General features: G+C 72.8%; 16 protein-coding genes. 14 read left to right on the top strand and 2 right to left on the bottom strand.

The genetic code is table 11. The annotated features are described in order from the left end of the window. Nucleotides 1-5: 5 nt before the first annotated feature. From AB0G08_RS16385 to AB0G08_RS16375, 3 genes are read left to right on the top strand one after another with little or no spacing between them, the layout of a single operon-like run. Nucleotides 6-965: a sugar ABC transporter permease gene (locus tag AB0G08_RS16385; RefSeq protein ID WP_358088076.1), complete on the top strand. Its 960-nt coding sequence runs from the start codon at nt 6-8 to the stop codon at nt 963-965. Then, nucleotides 962-1,795, top strand: coding sequence for a carbohydrate ABC transporter permease (locus AB0G08_RS16380; RefSeq protein ID WP_358088073.1), 834 nt, complete (start codon nt 962-964; stop codon nt 1,793-1,795). The genes AB0G08_RS16385 and AB0G08_RS16380 overlap by 4 nt, the downstream gene beginning before the upstream one ends. Then, nucleotides 1,792-2,211: an L-rhamnose mutarotase gene (locus AB0G08_RS16375; protein WP_358088070.1), complete on the top strand. Its 420-nt coding sequence runs from the start codon at nt 1,792-1,794 to the stop codon at nt 2,209-2,211. Before AB0G08_RS16380 ends, AB0G08_RS16375 begins: the two co-directional genes overlap by 4 nt. 62 nt (nt 2,212-2,273) lie before the next feature. Here the strand turns inward: AB0G08_RS16375 and AB0G08_RS16370 are convergent, their stop codons facing one another. Further along, entirely contained in the window at nt 2,274-3,404 is a 1,131-nt protein-coding gene (locus tag AB0G08_RS16370; RefSeq protein WP_358088067.1) for a mandelate racemase/muconate lactonizing enzyme family protein, read from the bottom strand. 130 nt (nt 3,405-3,534) lie between these two features. Here AB0G08_RS16370 and AB0G08_RS16365 point away from each other — a divergent pair, with 130 nt between their 5' ends. The 11 genes from AB0G08_RS16365 to AB0G08_RS16315 all read left to right on the top strand — a co-directional run bounded on the left by AB0G08_RS16365 (nt 3,535) and on the right by AB0G08_RS16315 (nt 13,695). Continuing rightward, nucleotides 3,535-4,470, top strand: coding sequence for a thiamine pyrophosphate-dependent dehydrogenase E1 component subunit alpha (locus AB0G08_RS16365; RefSeq protein WP_358088064.1), 936 nt, complete (start codon nt 3,535-3,537; stop codon nt 4,468-4,470). Further along, complete coding sequence (locus AB0G08_RS16360) at nt 4,463-5,443, top strand: transketolase C-terminal domain-containing protein (protein ID WP_358088061.1); 981 nt, start codon at nt 4,463-4,465, stop codon at nt 5,441-5,443. The genes AB0G08_RS16365 and AB0G08_RS16360 overlap by 8 nt, the downstream gene beginning before the upstream one ends. Continuing rightward, nucleotides 5,440-6,201, top strand: coding sequence for an SDR family oxidoreductase (locus AB0G08_RS16355; RefSeq protein WP_358088058.1), 762 nt, complete (start codon nt 5,440-5,442; stop codon nt 6,199-6,201). Before AB0G08_RS16360 ends, AB0G08_RS16355 begins: the two co-directional genes overlap by 4 nt. 41 nt (nt 6,202-6,242) lie before the next feature. Further along, a complete protein-coding gene (locus tag AB0G08_RS16350; protein ID WP_358088056.1) occupies nt 6,243-7,565 on the top strand; it encodes a hypothetical protein in 1,323 nt (440 codons plus the stop codon). Beyond that, nucleotides 7,562-7,861, top strand: a complete 300-nt coding sequence (locus AB0G08_RS16345) for a YciI family protein (RefSeq protein WP_358088053.1) — start codon at nt 7,562-7,564, stop codon at nt 7,859-7,861. Before AB0G08_RS16350 ends, AB0G08_RS16345 begins: the two co-directional genes overlap by 4 nt. Continuing rightward, entirely contained in the window at nt 7,861-9,438 is a 1,578-nt protein-coding gene (locus AB0G08_RS16340) for a hypothetical protein (protein WP_358088050.1), read from the top strand. Before AB0G08_RS16345 ends, AB0G08_RS16340 begins: the two co-directional genes overlap by 1 nt. A 336-nt stretch (nt 9,439-9,774) precedes the next feature. Next, the gene (locus tag AB0G08_RS16335) at nt 9,775-11,022 is read left to right on the top strand and encodes an ATP-binding protein (RefSeq protein ID WP_358088047.1); all 1,248 of its coding nucleotides are present in this window, start codon (nt 9,775-9,777) and stop codon (nt 11,020-11,022) included. Next, nucleotides 11,019-11,480 (top strand): roadblock/LC7 domain-containing protein, encoded by a 462-nt coding sequence (locus AB0G08_RS16330; RefSeq protein WP_358088044.1) that lies wholly within the window; start codon nt 11,019-11,021, stop codon nt 11,478-11,480. Before AB0G08_RS16335 ends, AB0G08_RS16330 begins: the two co-directional genes overlap by 4 nt. A 23-nt stretch (nt 11,481-11,503) precedes the next feature. Further along, nucleotides 11,504-11,848, top strand: coding sequence for a DUF742 domain-containing protein (locus AB0G08_RS16325; RefSeq protein ID WP_357871150.1), 345 nt, complete (start codon nt 11,504-11,506; stop codon nt 11,846-11,848). Continuing rightward, entirely contained in the window at nt 11,841-12,431 is a 591-nt protein-coding gene (locus tag AB0G08_RS16320) for an ATP/GTP-binding protein (RefSeq protein WP_358088042.1), read from the top strand. Before AB0G08_RS16325 ends, AB0G08_RS16320 begins: the two co-directional genes overlap by 8 nt. Before the next feature lie 22 nt (nt 12,432-12,453). Next, nucleotides 12,454-13,695 (top strand): styrene monooxygenase/indole monooxygenase family protein, encoded by a 1,242-nt coding sequence (locus tag AB0G08_RS16315; RefSeq protein WP_358088039.1) that lies wholly within the window; start codon nt 12,454-12,456, stop codon nt 13,693-13,695. Between the two features lie 100 nt (nt 13,696-13,795). Here the strand turns inward: AB0G08_RS16315 and AB0G08_RS16310 are convergent, their stop codons facing one another. Continuing rightward, entirely contained in the window at nt 13,796-14,623 is an 828-nt protein-coding gene (locus AB0G08_RS16310; RefSeq protein ID WP_358088036.1) for an SGNH/GDSL hydrolase family protein, read from the bottom strand. Nucleotides 14,624-14,911: the final 288 nt, after the last annotated feature.

Raw genomic sequence — 14,911 nt, 5'->3', positions numbered from 1 at the left:
GCCCGATGACGATCTCCACCGCGCCGGTGCCGGAGCCGGTGGCCGCCGACAAGCCGACCCGACCCGCCCGGCGGCCCCCGCGCCCCGGCCGGGCTCGAGAGTGGTGGCTGGGCGCCGTGCTGGTGCTGCCCGCGCTGGTCCTGGCCGTGACGTTCAAGCTGGTGCCCCTGGTCCGGGGAGTGATCACCAGCACCGAGTCGTCCAGCGGGTTCGGTGGCAGCTCGTTCGCCGGGGCCGACAACTACACCCGCATGCTCGACGACCCGATGGTGCTCACCAGCTTCCGCAACGCCCTGCTGGTGGTGGCCACCCTGCCGGTGTGGATCGTGCTGCCACTGGTGCTGGCACTGCTGATCCACCAGCGGTCACCGGGCTGGAAGTTCTTCCGGGCCGTCTACTTCATCCCGTACACGATCGCCCCGATCGTCGTCGGGATCATGTTCCGGCAGATCCTCGCCCCGGACGGACCGCTGAACGCGCTGCTGCGTACGGTCGGCCTCGAACCGCTGGCGATCCAGTGGCTCAACGGCCGCTACAGCGCGCTGTTCGCACTGGTCGCGGTCGCACTGTGGAGCCTCTTCGGCCTGGGCGTGATGACCTACCTGGCCGGGCTGGCCACCATCCCCGAGGAGACCCTCGAGGCGGCCTACCTCGACGGCGCGGGATTCTGGCGGCGGCTGATCTCCGTGGTGGTGCCGATGCTGCGGCCCACCGTGGCGTACTGGAGCGTGCTGTGCGCCTCCGGCGTCCTGATCTGGCTCTTCCCACTGATCTACGCCCTGACGCAGGGCGGTCCGGGCGACGCCACGATGCTGCCGGAGTACCTGGTCTTCCTGACCACCTTCCAGTTCCTGGACCGGGGCTACGGCTCCGCCATCGGCATCGCGCTGTTCGTCTTCGTCGCCGTGCTCTCCGTCTTCAGCGTGCGGCACATGTTCACAGAGGGGACCAGGAAGCCGCGATGAACCAGCGCCACTTCGCCCGGGCCGGGCGCTACCTGCTCACGTTCGCGCTGGTCGTCGTCGCGGTCGCGGCGGTCTACCCGCTGCTGTTCACGGTGGTCAGCTCGCTGAAGACGCAGACGGGCTTCGCCCAGGACCCGCTGGGCCTGCCGAGCGGGATCACCCTCGACAACTACCTCGAGGCGTTCCGCCGGATGGACATGCCCCGGCTGCTGCTCAACTCGCTGATCACCACCCTGGGCGGGCTGGTGCTGTCGGTGCTCGCCGCGCTGCTGGTCGCGTACGCGGTGACGAAGCTGCGCTTCCGCGGTGGCAAGGTGGTCTTCCTGCTGATCATCATCACCCTGACCATCCCCGGTCAGGCGATCATCTACCCGCTCTACCAGACCGTGCTCGACCTGGGCATGTCCGGGGAGTACCAGGGGCTGATCCTGGCGTACGCGGCGTTCGGACTGCCGCTGGGCACGTACCAGCTGGCCGGCTACTTCCAGCAGGTGCCCGACGAGCTGATCGAGGCGGCCCGGGTCGACGGCGCGGGCCACTTCACCATCCTGTTCCGGCTGCTGGCGCCGATCGCCGCGCCGGCACTGGCGGCGCTGGCCATCTTCAACTTCGTCTGGATGTGGAACGACCTGCTGCTGCCCCTGGTCATCATGGGCGGCTCGGACAGCAAGACCCTGATGGTCGGCGTCTCCCTGCTCAGCGGCCAGTACGACGTGTCGGTGCCGCTGGTCAGCGCCGGTCTGATCGTCGCCCTGCTGCCGGTGCTGATCATCTACCTGGTCTTCCAGCGCCAGCTCGTCTCCGGCGCGCTCGCCGGCTCCGGCAAGTGAGCCCGCCGGCAAGCGGCCCCGCCGGCCCTGGTCCCGCTCCCGGCGGTACCGGGCCGGCGGCCGGTCCCGGTGCCGCCGGCCCCGGGGCGCAACTGTGTCACCTCTACCGGCTGCGTCCCGGCGCCGAGCGGGAGTACGAGCGCCGGCACGCCGAGATCTGGCCGGAGATGTCGGCGTTGCTGGACGAGGCCGGCGTCTACGACTACCACATCTACCGGCACGGACTGCTGCTGATCTGTGTGCTGCGGACCCGCGACGGCTACCCGAGGGCGCGCCGGGTCACCGAGGCCTCCGCCGTGCAGGCACGGTGGACGCGGTCACTGGCGCACCTGTTCGCCGAGATCGCCGACGCCGACGGCGAGCCGCTGTGGGCGCACCCGGTCTTCCACCACGCTGGCCGGCCGCCGCCGACGTGAGGGTGGCGGTCCGTACGACGGTTGCCCGGCGGCCCCGCCGGCCGGGCAACCGTCGCGCGTGCTCAGACCGCGTAGGCGACGGAGCCGTCCGCGCGCAGCGGAATGCGGTGCAGGGGCCGGCCGGTCAGATCCAGCGGCGCGGCGTCGGCGAGGTCCAGGGTCACGCCGAGCCCGGGCTCCTCGGGCACCGGCAGGAAGCCGCCCTCGCGCCGCACGCAGGCCCGCGCCGGGCCGTCGGCCAGCTGGTCGTCGAGGGGGGAGTACTCCTGCACCACGAAGTTGGGGATGGCGGTGTCCAGGTGCACCGAGGCCATCGTCAGCAGCGGGCCGAGGCAGTTGTGGCTGACGACGGCGGCGTGGTGCGCCTCGGCCAGCGCGGCGATCTTGCGGGCGTGGCTGATGCCGCCGGCGAGTCCCAGGTCGGGGCGGACGTACTGGGCGCCGCCCTGGGCGAGCAGCTCCTTGAACTCCCAGATGGTGTGCAGCCGCTCCCCGTTGGCCATGGGCACGCCGAGGGCCCGCCGGGCGACGTCGGCCTGGCTGCTGACGCTGTCGATCTGGATCGGGTCCTCCACCAGCAACGGCAGGTGCCGGGCCAGCGCGGGAACGACCGCCTCCGCCTGCAACGGGGTGAGCTTGCGGTGCAGTTCGACGAGAAGGTCGACGTCGGGGCCGACGGTGTCGCGGACCGCGGCCGTGGTGGCCTCGGTGGACATGACCAGCCGGGCCAGCGACAGGTCGGCGTAGTCGGCCGGCAGCGGATCGAACTTGACCGCGGTGAAGCCGTCGGCCACGGCCGCCGCCGCCTGTGCCGCCAGCGCGTCCGCGCCGGTGCCCGACAGCAGCAGGTGCAGGCGGATGCGCTCGCGTACCCGGCCGCCCAGCAACTGCCAGACCGGGACCCCGAGACGCTTGCCGAGCAGGTCCCACAGGGCGATGTCCACCGCGGAGACGGCGGCGGAGAGCACCGAGCCCCGGAACGGGCCCATCCGGTAGAGGTGGTGCCAGTGGTGCTCGATGCGGCCGGGGTCGGCGCCGAGCAGATGGGGGCGGAACGCCTCCACCACGGCGTGCACCGCCGCGGGATAGCCCCAGCAGGCGGACTGGCCGACGCCGACCAGCCCGTCCGACGTGTGCAGCTGGACGAAGTGCGCGTCGCCCAGCACCACCGACTCGACGGCGGTGATCTCCATACCTGCCCCCAAATTAGAGACCAATAACGGCCAGAAACTTGCTAGTGCACTCTTCCATAGCCTTACGAAGCTGGTCTAGGCTTCGTGGCGAACGAGCCGCAATAAGGCTCTAACTGCTACTGGGGGTGTGATGGGTCTGCCGGACGACTATCGGCTCATGGCCCGGATCCGCCGGTTCGAGGAGCGGCTGGCCGCCCTCAAGGACGACGGCGAGATCCCGGGCTCGATCCACCTGTGCAACGGCCAGGAGGCGATCCCGGTCGGCGCCTGCCGGGCGCTACGCGACGGCGACCACGTGACCGCGACCTACCGCGGCCACGGCTGGGCGGTCGCCCGGGGCGTGGACCTGGCCGGGCTCTTCGCCGAGATGATGGGACGCGACTCCGCCCTCTGCGGCGGTCGGGCCGCCTCGCCGTACCTGTCCGACCCGAGCCGGTGGTTCGTGGGGGAGAACTCCATCGTCGGCGCCGGAGTGCCGGTCGCCGCCGGTGCCGCGCTCACCGCGCAGCGCACCGGCAGCGGCGCGGTCTCGCTGGTCAGCATCGGCGACGGGGCGATGAACCAGGGCAACGTCCACGAGGCGATCAACCTGGCCGCCGTGCTGGACCTGCCGCTGGTGCTGGTCGTGGAGAACAACGTCTACTCCGAGATGTCCCGGATCGAGGACATGGTCCGCGTCCGTCAGCTCGCCGAGCGCGCCGCCGGCTACGGCGTTCCCGGCCGGGTCGTCGACGGCAACGACGCCGACGCCGTGGCCGAGGCCGTCACCGAGGCCGTCACCCGGGCCCGCGAGGGCTCCGGACCCTCCATCGTGGAGGCCATGACCGAACGGCTGGTCGGTCACTACAGCGGCGACGTGCAGCACTACCGGCCGGCCGGCGAGATCGCCGTCGCCCGCACACGCGAGCCCCTGGCCCGGATCCGGCAGGCCGCCGACCCCGCGCTCGCCGCCCGGCTCGACGCCATCGACGCCGAGGTGGCCGCCGAGGTCGAGGCCGCCGTCACCGCCGCCCGCGCCGTGCCGTTCCCGGACCCGGCGACCGCCAAGGAGCACGTCCATGTCTGAGTCCCTGCGCTACATCCAGGCCGTCAACGCCGCGCTCACCTGGGCCCTGGACAGCCGCGACGACACCGTCTACTTCGGCGAGGACGTCGCCCTGCCCGGCGGGCCGTTCGGCGCCACCAAGGGGCTGCACAAGCGGTTCGGCTCCGCCCGCATCTTCGACACCCCGATCTCCGAGACCGGCTTCCTCGGCATGGCCCTCGGGGCGGCGATGACCGGCCTGCGCCCGATCGCCGAGATCATGTACGCCGACTTCTCGTTCGTGGCGATGGACCAGTTCGTCAACCAGATCTCCACCGTCCACTACTCCAGCAACGGCCGGTGGAAGGCCCCGCTGGTGATCCGGATGCAGCAGGGCTACTCGCCCGGCGCCTGCGCCCAGCACTCCCACTCGCCGGAGGCGTACTTCGCGCACACCCCGGGCCTGCGGGTCGCGCTGCCGGCCACCCCCGACGACGCGTACCAGATGCTGCGCACCGCGGTGGTCAGCGACGATCCGGTGGTCGTCGCCGAGGCGCGGATGCTCTACCCGACGCGCGGGCCCGTGCGCACCGACGCCCCGGTCGAGCCCGTCGGCGGCGCCCGGGTGGTCCGGCCCGGCGGCGACGTCACCGTGGTCGCCTGGTCCCGGATGGTCGCCGCCGCCGTCGACGCGGCGGGTCAGCTGGCCGAGGAGGGCATCGAGGCCGAGGTGATCGACCTGCGCTGGCTCAACCCGCTCGACTTCGACACCGTCGCCGCCTCGGTGGCGCGCACGGGCCGTCTGGTCGTCGCCCACGAGGCGAACCTGACCGGCGGGTTCGGCGCGGAGATCGCCGCCCGGGCCGCCGCGGAGTGCTTCGCCGACCTGCGCGCCCCCGTCGCCCGGGTGGCCGCTCCGGACGTGCCGATGCCCGCCGCCCCGGCCCTGCAGGCCGCGGTGGTGCCCGAGGCCGCCGACGTGGTCGCGGCGGTGCGCCGGACGGTCCGTCCGTGACCGTCGACATCCCGCCGGCCGGGCTGCTGGCCGGCCGGCGGGTGGTCGTCGTCGGCGGCGCCTCCGGCATCGGCCTGGCCACCGTGCGGGCCGCGGCTGACGCCGGCGCGTCGGTGGCCGTGCTGGACGCCGACGGCGACGGCGCGGCCAGAGCCGCCGAGCAGGCCCGCGACGGCGGGGCGAGCGCCTGTGCCCGGCGGGTCGACGTGACCGTCGAGGCCGAGGTCGCCGCCGCTCTCGACGGCGTCGCCGCCGACCTCGGCGGGATCGACGCCGTGCTGCACGTGGCGGGCGTCATGCGCGGGCAGGGCCTGGACGTCCGGGAGGTCACCGCCGAGCTCTGGGCCGAGGTGATCGCCGTCAACCTGACCGGACCGTTCCTCGTCGCCAAGCACGCCGCGCGACACCTCACCGGCCGCTCGGGTGTCCTCGTGCTCGTCGGGTCCAAGGCGGGCGTACAGAACGGATCGGGCTCGGTACCCTACGGCGCGAGCAAGGGAGGGCTGCACGGCCTGGCGCTCACCCTGGCCCGGCAACTCCGTCCACACGGGATTCGTGTGCACGCGCTCTGCCCCGGCGACATCGACACTCCGCTGATGCGCAGGTCGTTGGCCGAGGCGCGGGCCAACGGCGCGGACGGGGACCGGGTCGCGGAGATCGAGGCCGCCCTTGGTCGGCCGGAGGACGTCGCGTCCACGCTGGTCCTGCTGGCATCGCCGGTCAGTGACGGTGTCGTGGGCACCGTCCACACCGGCTGAGCAGCCACCCCCGAGGGCGGCGACGACGTGGAGGCGACAAGGTGATCGGCATCATCGGACCGGAGGACTCGATCCGGCTCGTGCAGGAGGTCTCCGCCGGCGAGGGACGCGCCGGGGACCTCACCGCCCGCGCCTACACCCGACCCGAACAGGCACCCGAGCTGGCCCGCGAACTCGACGAACTGTGCCAGGTGCTGCTCTTCACCGGGCGCATCCCGCACGCCTTCGCGGCCTCCGCGGGCGGCCTGCGCGCGGAGATCGACTACATGCCGCACGCAGGCATCGACCTCTACCGGACGCTGTCGCGGATGCTGCTGGCCAACGGTGGACGGCTGCCGACGGTCAGCGTGGACACCATCGAGGCCGACATCGTCCGGGAGACCTACCACGACATCGAGCTGACCCCGCCCACCGAGATCCTGCCCATCGCCGACTCCTCGGGCCTGCTCTTCTCCGGCCTCGACGAGATCGTCGCCTTCCACCGCGAACGGTATGCCTCCGGCGCCGTCGAGGCGTGCCTGACCTGCCTCGGGGCGGTCCACCGTGACCTGCGCGAGAGCGGGGTGCCGGTCTGGCGTGTCGAGCACACCCGCGCCTCGGTCCGCGACGCCCTGCGCAGGGCCTGGCTCGCTGCGGAGATCCGCCAGTCCCGGGCCACCCAGATCGCGGTGATGATGATCGAGGTGGCCGAGCAGGCCGGCCGCGGGAACGACCCGTACCAGGTGGAACGCCAGCGGCTGCGGCTGCGCGAGGCGCTGCTGGAACACGCCGAGCGGATGCGGGGCAGGCTGAGCACGATCGACGACCGGACGCTGCTGATCACCACCACCCGGGGCACCGTGGAGAGCGCCATCGCCCGGCAGCGCTCCGGCCACGCGACCCTGCTGACCCTGCGCGGCGTCGACGTCGAGCACACCGTCGGCTTCGGCGCCGGCACCACCATCGCCGCCGCCGAGGACAACGCCCGCAAGGCGCTGGCGCTCGGCCGTGGCAGCGGCGACACCCATGTGGTCTTCCCCGACGGGGAGATCTACTCCAGCCGCGAGAGCCCGGTCAAGCAACGGCTGCGCGAGACCGCCTCCGGGGTGCTGCGCATCTCCGAGCAACTGCGGCTCGGGCCGCTGTCGACCCGCCGGCTGCTGGAGGCGCTGCGTCAGACGGACCCGAACGAGGTGACCGCGCGCGGCCTGGCCGACGCGTACGGGGTGGAGGTCCGCTCGGCGCGGCGACTGCTCAACTCCCTGCGCGCCGCGGGCTACGCCGAGGAGATCGGCGTGCACGTCAGCACCGGCGCGGGCCGGCCGCAGACGGTCTACCGGGTGGAGATGCAGCGGCTGTTCGACGAGATCGGCGGTGGCGTGTGAGGTTCGAACCGGCCTTCCTGGTCACCGCCGCGTTCGCCGCCGACGCCGCCGTCCGGCGCGAACCCCACCGTCAGGCGCACCTCGCCCGCGTCGAGGCCCTGCTCGCCGACGGCACCGCCCTGCTCGCCGGGGCACGGGCCGACCTGGGCGCCTCCGTCCTCGTCCTGCGGGCCGCCGACGCCGGCGCCGCCCGCGCCCTCTGCGAAGAGGATCCCTACTGGCGGCACGGGGTGTGGACGGCCATCGAGGTGGCCGACTACCTGGCCGCCGTCCCGCCACCCCACGGAAGGTCATGATGTCGCCGTACCGCCAGATCACCGGAATCCGTGTCGAGGGCGTCGCGTCCGCGCCGTACGCCGCCCGGCTGCTGGCCGAGACCTGGGGGGAGACCCCCGAGGGAGTGCCGGTCCACCTCGACGTCGACCCCGCCCTGCCCGAGGGCGGCTACCGCATCGAGGTGCCCGAGCAGGGCGACATCCGGCTGACCGGCGACCCCTTCGCGGGCCTGATCTACGCCGCCCGGGAGCTGACCGCCCTGGCCACACCGGCCGGTCTTCCCCTGGGCGTGCGCGCCGGAGCGCCCGGGATGCCGCTGCGGACGCTGTGGACCTGGGACCACTCGACCAACTGGGACCTGCGCCAGCTCGGCCAGCAGGAGATCGGCGCGCTCAACCCGTACGCCAAGTCCGCCGACGCGTTCGGCGCCGACTATCGCCGGCTGGTCGACTTCTGCAGCCGCGAGCGGATCGGTGGCATCGTGGTCTACGGGCTGCTGCGCGACGCCCACGGCGGCGTCGAGGCGGCCCGCGAGCTGTGCGAGTACGCCAACGCCCGGGGCGTGCGCATCATCGCCGGCATCGGTGTGAACGCCTACGGCGGCATCTACTTCGACGGCCGGCACCGCTACAACCTCGCCACCTGGCTGCGCCAACGACCCGACCTGGCCGCCGAGCTGCCGAAGAAGGTCGGCTTCGACATCGACGACTTCGGCGACCTGCACTTCCCGGCCAGCGAGTACATGATGGCCGCCTGCCCCTCGCAGCCGGACAACCTCGCCTGGCACCGGGACGCCGTCGACTGGCTGCTGGACACCCTGCCCGTCGGGGGCATCAACTTCGAGACCGGCGACTACGGCAGCTGCGCCTGCGACCGCTGCGCGGCCCGCACGGGCGGCGAGCGCACCTCCTGGTCGTACGAGGCGATGCGGTCGGTCTACCCCACCCTCCTGGAGACCGCCCGCCGCACGGGCCCGGCGGGGGTGCCGCTGCGGCACCTGGTCGAGGTCTACTGGGACAACATCTTCGACCTCGACGCGCAGCAGCCCCTGGCCGAGCTGCCCGACGACGTGGCCTACCAGTACTGCGTCAACCGGGGCTTCTGGTACGAGAACCGGCACCGGCTCACCGCGGCGCACGTCGACCAGCTCCCGCACACCACCAACGTGCTGCGCACCCACGCCGGCTCCCAGTGGAACCGGCAGCGGCACTCCTGGGTGCCCGAGATGTACGCCGACATGGGCACCCGGGCCGGCGGCGCGGGGATGCGCGGGCTGACCATCTTCGCGGAGGCGTCGGCCTACCACCCGACCAACGAGATCAGCTACCTGGCGTACGCCCGCTTCACCTGGAACCCCGACCTGGCCTGGGCGGACTTCTGGCGCGACGAGGTCGCTCCCCGCTTCGGCGGCGCGGCCGAGGCGGAGGCGTTCCGCGACGGGGCGGCGGTGCTGGACGACCACTCGGCGACGGCGGGCGCCCTCGGCGCGGTCCGCGAGGACGCCCTGGCGATGGTCGCCGCCACCAGTGGCGACGTGCAGCGCCGGTGGCTGTGGCTGGCCGAGAGGGCCACCCGCCACGCCCACTCCGCCGGCTGATCCCGCCACGTCCCGCCGCGGCAACCGGCACGGCCGGGCGGGGAGGCGTGCCCTGCGGCGGGCGGGCTGCGGCGCGGGTGGCCGGGGCGCCGCCGACGACACGGAACCGGCGCGGGCCGGTACGCCAGGCGGCCCCGCTGTGACGTTGGTGGCCGCGCCGCCGCTCTAGACAGTGGACCGATGCAGGGCGGCGGGGTGGCCCCGTGTCGTCGAATGTGAAAACCTCCCCAACTTCCCTCGCGAACGTTGCGATCGGCCGAAGACGATGGTTGACTGCTGCATCGTGTCAGAACGCGTGAAAACCGATAGGTCGGGAAGTTCGTGAAACACGACGTAATGACAACACCGCATCCCGGCAGCCCTCGTCGGGTGACCTGGCGGCAGCGGATGGCTCGCTGGCTGGACCCGACGGTCGCGCAGTGGGCGCTCGCCCGGGAGGAGGCGCCGCCACCGCAGCGACCGTCGTCCACACCGGAGCAGGTGGAGAACCTGTGGCCGGCGATCTGCGAGCAGTTCGCGCTGCGCATCCTCGCCTCGGCGTACCAGATGGGCAGCCACCTCGAGGCCGTGGAGGCCGACGAGCAGGATCCGGAGCGGCTCGAGAGGCTCTACCGCATCGACCACGCGAACACCCGTATCCGCCGCCACGCGGAGAACTTGCAGGTCCTGTTGGGTCGACGCGTCGAGGACGCCGACCCGCAGAAGGTCGCGCTGGTGGACGTGATCCGGGCCGCGAGCTCGGCAGTCGAGCACTACCCCCGGATCCGGGTCGGGCACGTGGTGAGCCTCGGGATCGTGGAGTTCGCCGCCGACGACGTGATCCGGGTGCTCACCGAACTGCTGGACAACGCGACCCGCTTCTCACCGCCCACCTCCTCGGTGATCGTCTCCGCGTACGTCACGGAGGCCGGCGGTGTGCTGCTCCGCCTCGAGGACGCCGGCGTCGGCGTCAAGCCCGACCAGCTCGGGGCGCTCAACGCCATGCTCGCCGGCAACGCGTCCGCGCCGGCCGCGGTCAACCCCGCAGCGCACCTGGGCCTCGTCGTCGTCTCGTACCTCGCCCGCGCCCACCAGCTGCGGGTCAGCCTCACCAACCGGCCCTCGGGCGGCACCACCGCGACCGTGCTGGTTCCCGGGGCGCTGCTGTGCGAGATGACGCCCGCGGCCCGACCGGGACCGGCCGCCTCCCCACCCTTCGAAGCGCAGCGTCCGGGGTCGACGACCGATCGGCCGCCGGCGCAGGACGGCACCCGTCCGACAGCGGCGCAGGCGCCGGCCGACCGCGGTGCACAGTCGCCCGCGTCGCGCCTGACGCTCGTGCACGGGCAGCCGACCGGAGACAGCCGTGGCCCTGCCGCACGGCAGCCGGCCGCCGGCGGTGGCCTTCCCCGACGCGTACGCGCGAGTGTGCGCGCGGACGGGCAGCTCGGCGGCGGAAGCCGGCCGCCGGGGCCCGAAGCGCCACCGCGACGGGCGTCCCCGTCGGACCGTGACAGCTGGCCGGACGAGACGGCGGCCTTCGCGGCCGGAATCGCCGACGCGCAGGCACCCACGAGCACGCAACCCCGAGGACATCTGCCATGACCTACCCGAACAGCGGCGGCGGGCCGCAGGCCGGCCATCCAGGCCATCAGGACTTCGCGTGGCTGGTGAGCCAGTTCGCCGACGAGGTGCCCGGCGTCACCCACGCGTTGATCGTGTCCCTCGACGGTCTGCAGCTCGCGGCCTCCCGCGGGATCTCCCGGGACCTGGGTGACCAGCTCGCCGCGTTGACCGCGGGACTGCTCAGCATGGCCGACCGCAGCGCCGACCTGCTCGACCTCGGCGCGTCGGAGTACCTGACGGTCCGGCTGCCGCGCGGGCACCTGATGTTCATGCGGGTCGGCGAGTCGGCGGGGCTGACCGTGGCCGCCGCCGCGGGCTGCGACCTGCGGGTCGTCTCCTACCATATGGCGCAGTTCGTGGGGGCCGTCGGGCACGTGCTCACCCCGCAGATCCGCAACGAGCTGCACCGCCTCACCGCCAGCCAGCCGCCCCGCTAGTGTCCGCAGCCAAGGGAGCGAACGTGCCCACCACGTACTGGAAGGTGCGGCCCTACGTCTTGACCGGCGGGCGCACCCGCACCCGGCAGCCCCTGCTGGTGCACACCCTGGTGTCGGTGCCGTACTACGACGCCGTCTTCGCCTCCGGTCTGCTGCCGGAGGCGCGCACGCTCTACGAGCAGGCCAGGAACATGCGGTCCGTCGCCGAACTCTCGGCGGTGTGCGGCACGTCGTTGGGCGTGACCCGTGTGGTCATCGACGACCTCGCCGCCACGGACCGGCTGCGGATCCACGCCGACCCCTACACCTCCCCGTTCGACGACCGCCTCCTGGAGAGACTGCGCGATGGCCTTCGCCAGCTTGCCTGACAGCCCCCTGGTGACCTCCGCGAAGATCGTCATCGCCGGCGGGTTCGGGGTCGGCAAGACGACCTGCGTCCAGTCCATCTCGGAGATCCCCCCGATCAACACCGAGGCGTGGATGACGGCGGCGAGCGAGACGGTGGACCGACTGGACCCGGGGATCGACAAGACGACCACCACCGTGGCAATGGACTTCGGGCGGCTGACGATCGGCCCGGACCTGGTGCTCTACCTGTTCGGCACGCCCGGCCAGCCACGGTTCTGGCCGATGTGGGACGACCTCTGCCGGGGAGCGGTCGGCGCGCTGGTCCTGGCCGACACGCGGAACCTGGAGGCGTCGTTCCCGGCGGTGAACTACTTCGAGCAGGACAGCGACGTGCCGTTCGTGGTCTGCGTCAACCTGTTCGACGGCGCGCTAACGCACCGGCTGGAGGACGTCCGCGAGGCCCTCACGCTCTCCGCCGAGATCCCGCTGATCACCTGCGACGCGCGCGAACCGTCGTCGGTCGCCAGGGCGCTGTTGGCGGTCGTCGAACACACCATGACGCGTACCACCGGCCCGGTCCCGGGCGCGCTGGCGGTCCGGTAGCTCACATACCTGGAGGCATCACATGCGCAGAGTTCTTATCGTGGGAGCCGGCCAGTCCGGGCTGCAGCTCGGCCTGAGTCTGCTCGCCGAAGGGTACGACGTCACCATCATGTCGGCCCGTACGCCTGATGAGATCCGGCGTGGCTGGGTGATGAGCACACAGGCCATGTTCGCGGCCGCCCTGGACACCGAACGCCAGTACGGGCTGAACCTGTGGCAGGAGCAGTCGCCGCGCATCGAAGGGCTGCACGTGTCCCTGTCGGCCCCGCCCGGCCAACGCGCGCTGCGCATCCCCTGCCCCTTGGACCGCTACGCGCAGAGCACCGACCAGCGGCTGAAGATGGCTGCCTGGCTGGAGCTGTTCGAGCAGCGCGGCGGCACCGTCCACTACCAGGGCGTGACGACCGCGGACCTGGACGGGCTGACCCGGCTCGGCCGCTACGACCTGACCATCGTCGCGGCCGGCAAGGGCGACCTGGTGGGCGTCTTCGACCGGGACCCGCAACGGTCGGTGTACACCGCGCCCCAGCGAGGGCTCGCCGTCGCCTACGTGCACGGCATGACGCCGGACCCGCTGTGGCCGGTGCCGCACGTCAGCTTCAACGCGGTGCCGGGACTGGGGGAGCTGTTCGTCATCCCGGGGCTGACCCTGTCCGGGCCATGCGAGATCCTCTTCTGGGAGGCGGTGCCCGACGGCCCGCTCGACCTGTGGAAGGAGCGGCTCGATCCGGCCGAGCATCTCAAGCTGACCCTCGAGCTGGTGCGGCAGTACACGCCCTGGATCCACGAGCGGTGCGCCGACGTCGAGCTGACGGACGGGCGGGCCACCCTGTCGGGCCGGTACACCCCGACCGTGCGCCGCCCGGTGGCGGAGCTGCCCTCGGGTGGCCTCGTGCTGGGCATGGCGGACGTCGTGGTCGCCAACGATCCGATCACCGGCCAGGGCAGCAACACCGCGGCGAAGTGCGCCTACTCGTACCTCGGATCCATCCTGGAACGGGGTGACCGGCCCTTCGACGGGCAGTGGATGACCCAGACCTTCGAACGGTTCTGGGCGGGCGCCGGGCAGGCGGTCACCGCATGGACCAACGCGATGCTCCAGCCGCTGCCGCCGCACGTGCAGCAGATCCTGGGCGCGGCATCCACCAATCCGACGATCGCCCGTCGCTTCGCCAACGGATTCTCCGACCCGAACGACTTCCAGGACTGGTTCATGACGCCCGACGCCGCGGACCGCTACCTGGCGCTCCTCGCCACCAGCTGAGCCGAGCACTCCTGAGCGCCGGTCCGGAGGGCGTCCCGACGCCGCCCGGGCGGCGTCGGGACGCCCTCCGGTGTGCTCGGTCCGACGGGGTCGCGCGCGGTCAGGACCGCCGGGCCGTGGCGCCGCTGAAGGCGGCCTGCACCATGCCGGCGTACCCGACGTGGCCGGCCCGGTTGGGGTGGTACGACTCGCCGAGCGGGTTCGAGGTGCCGTTGAGCCATTCGACGTCGTCACAGACGGCGTGGCCGGTGAACGGGCCCCGGGCGTCGGCGAAGGTGAAGCCGTGGGCGACCGCTCGGCTCCGGATGGTCGTCGCGAGCAGGTCGGCGGCGGCGTTCAGCTCGGCCTGTTCGCCGGGGGAGATCCTGGCGATGAGGTTGCACTCCTCGCCGTTGAACAGCCTCGGGTAGCCGACCACCGCGACCCGGGCGTTGGGGGCGAGGGTCTGGATCCGGGAGTAGAGCTGGTCCAGCCGCCCCGGCAGGATGTTGCGGATCTGGTTCTCCGCGTTGTCGATCTGGGACCAGCAGGTGGCGGGCCAGGGCAGCGCGCACTGCACGATCACCGACGACCAGCCGATGTCGTTGCCGCCGGCGGTCACCGTGACGTAGGTCGTCGAGGCGTTCAGGCTGCCCAGTTGCCCGTTCAGCACGCCGGAGACCGTCGCGCCGGCGCAGGCCGGGAAGGTGAGGGTGGCGCCGAGCCGGGCGGCGCCCAGGACCGGGTAGGAGTGCCGGGAGCGTTGGCACGAGCCGCTGTCGGAGTAGTACTCCCGGGTGCCGGTGCCCGAGGCGTACGAGTCGCCGAGCGCGGTGTAGGTCGAGGTGGCTGCCTGGGCGGGTGCGGCGGCCAGGCCGAGGGTGAGCGCGGTGACCATGGGCAGGGCGACCGCGGCGAGGGCGGCTGTCGCACGGCGGGAGAACGACACGGGCACTCCTGACATCGAAGGCAGTGGATGTCAGGTTGGCAGAAGGTCGCGCCGTGCGGAAGTGGTCGGGTGGCTGTCCTTCCGGGCTCCGCGCCACCCCGGCGAATTCAGTCGCTCCAGGCGTTGGTGTCAGGGCCCCTGCTGACTTCGCGGGCGGGGGGGGGGGGGGGGGGGGGGGGCCCCCCCGGGGGGGGGGGGGCCCCCCCCCCCCCCCCGGGGCGGCCCCAAAACACAGGGGGCCGGGGGGGGGGGCCGGGGCCCCCCCCCCCGCCGCCTGGGCCGGCCGGT

This window comes from Micromonospora sp. NPDC023644, from assembly GCF_040640115.1.
Taxonomy (GTDB): Bacteria; Actinomycetota; Actinomycetes; order Mycobacteriales; family Micromonosporaceae; genus Micromonospora.
This window is presented reverse-complemented; position numbering and strand designations above follow the sequence as displayed.

What these genes read in the sequence shown, in the direction of transcription:
- AB0G08_RS16385 (WP_358088076.1), top strand. Translation starts at nt 6, where the DNA reads ATGACGATCTCCACCGCGCCGGTGCCGGAGCCGGTGGCCGCCGACAAG.
- AB0G08_RS16380 (WP_358088073.1), top strand. Translation starts at nt 962, where the DNA reads ATGAACCAGCGCCACTTCGCCCGGGCCGGGCGCTACCTGCTCACGTTC.
- AB0G08_RS16370 (WP_358088067.1), bottom strand. Translation starts at nt 3,404, where the DNA reads ATGGAGATCACCGCCGTCGAGTCGGTGGTGCTGGGCGACGCGCACTTC.
- AB0G08_RS16365 (WP_358088064.1), top strand. Translation starts at nt 3,535, where the DNA reads ATGGGTCTGCCGGACGACTATCGGCTCATGGCCCGGATCCGCCGGTTC.
- AB0G08_RS16360 (WP_358088061.1), top strand. Translation starts at nt 4,463, where the DNA reads ATGTCTGAGTCCCTGCGCTACATCCAGGCCGTCAACGCCGCGCTCACC.
- AB0G08_RS16340 (WP_358088050.1), top strand. Translation starts at nt 7,861, where the DNA reads ATGTCGCCGTACCGCCAGATCACCGGAATCCGTGTCGAGGGCGTCGCG.
- AB0G08_RS16335 (WP_358088047.1), top strand. Translation starts at nt 9,775, where the DNA reads ATGACAACACCGCATCCCGGCAGCCCTCGTCGGGTGACCTGGCGGCAG.
- AB0G08_RS16330 (WP_358088044.1), top strand. Translation starts at nt 11,019, where the DNA reads ATGACCTACCCGAACAGCGGCGGCGGGCCGCAGGCCGGCCATCCAGGC.
- AB0G08_RS16315 (WP_358088039.1), top strand. Translation starts at nt 12,454, where the DNA reads ATGCGCAGAGTTCTTATCGTGGGAGCCGGCCAGTCCGGGCTGCAGCTC.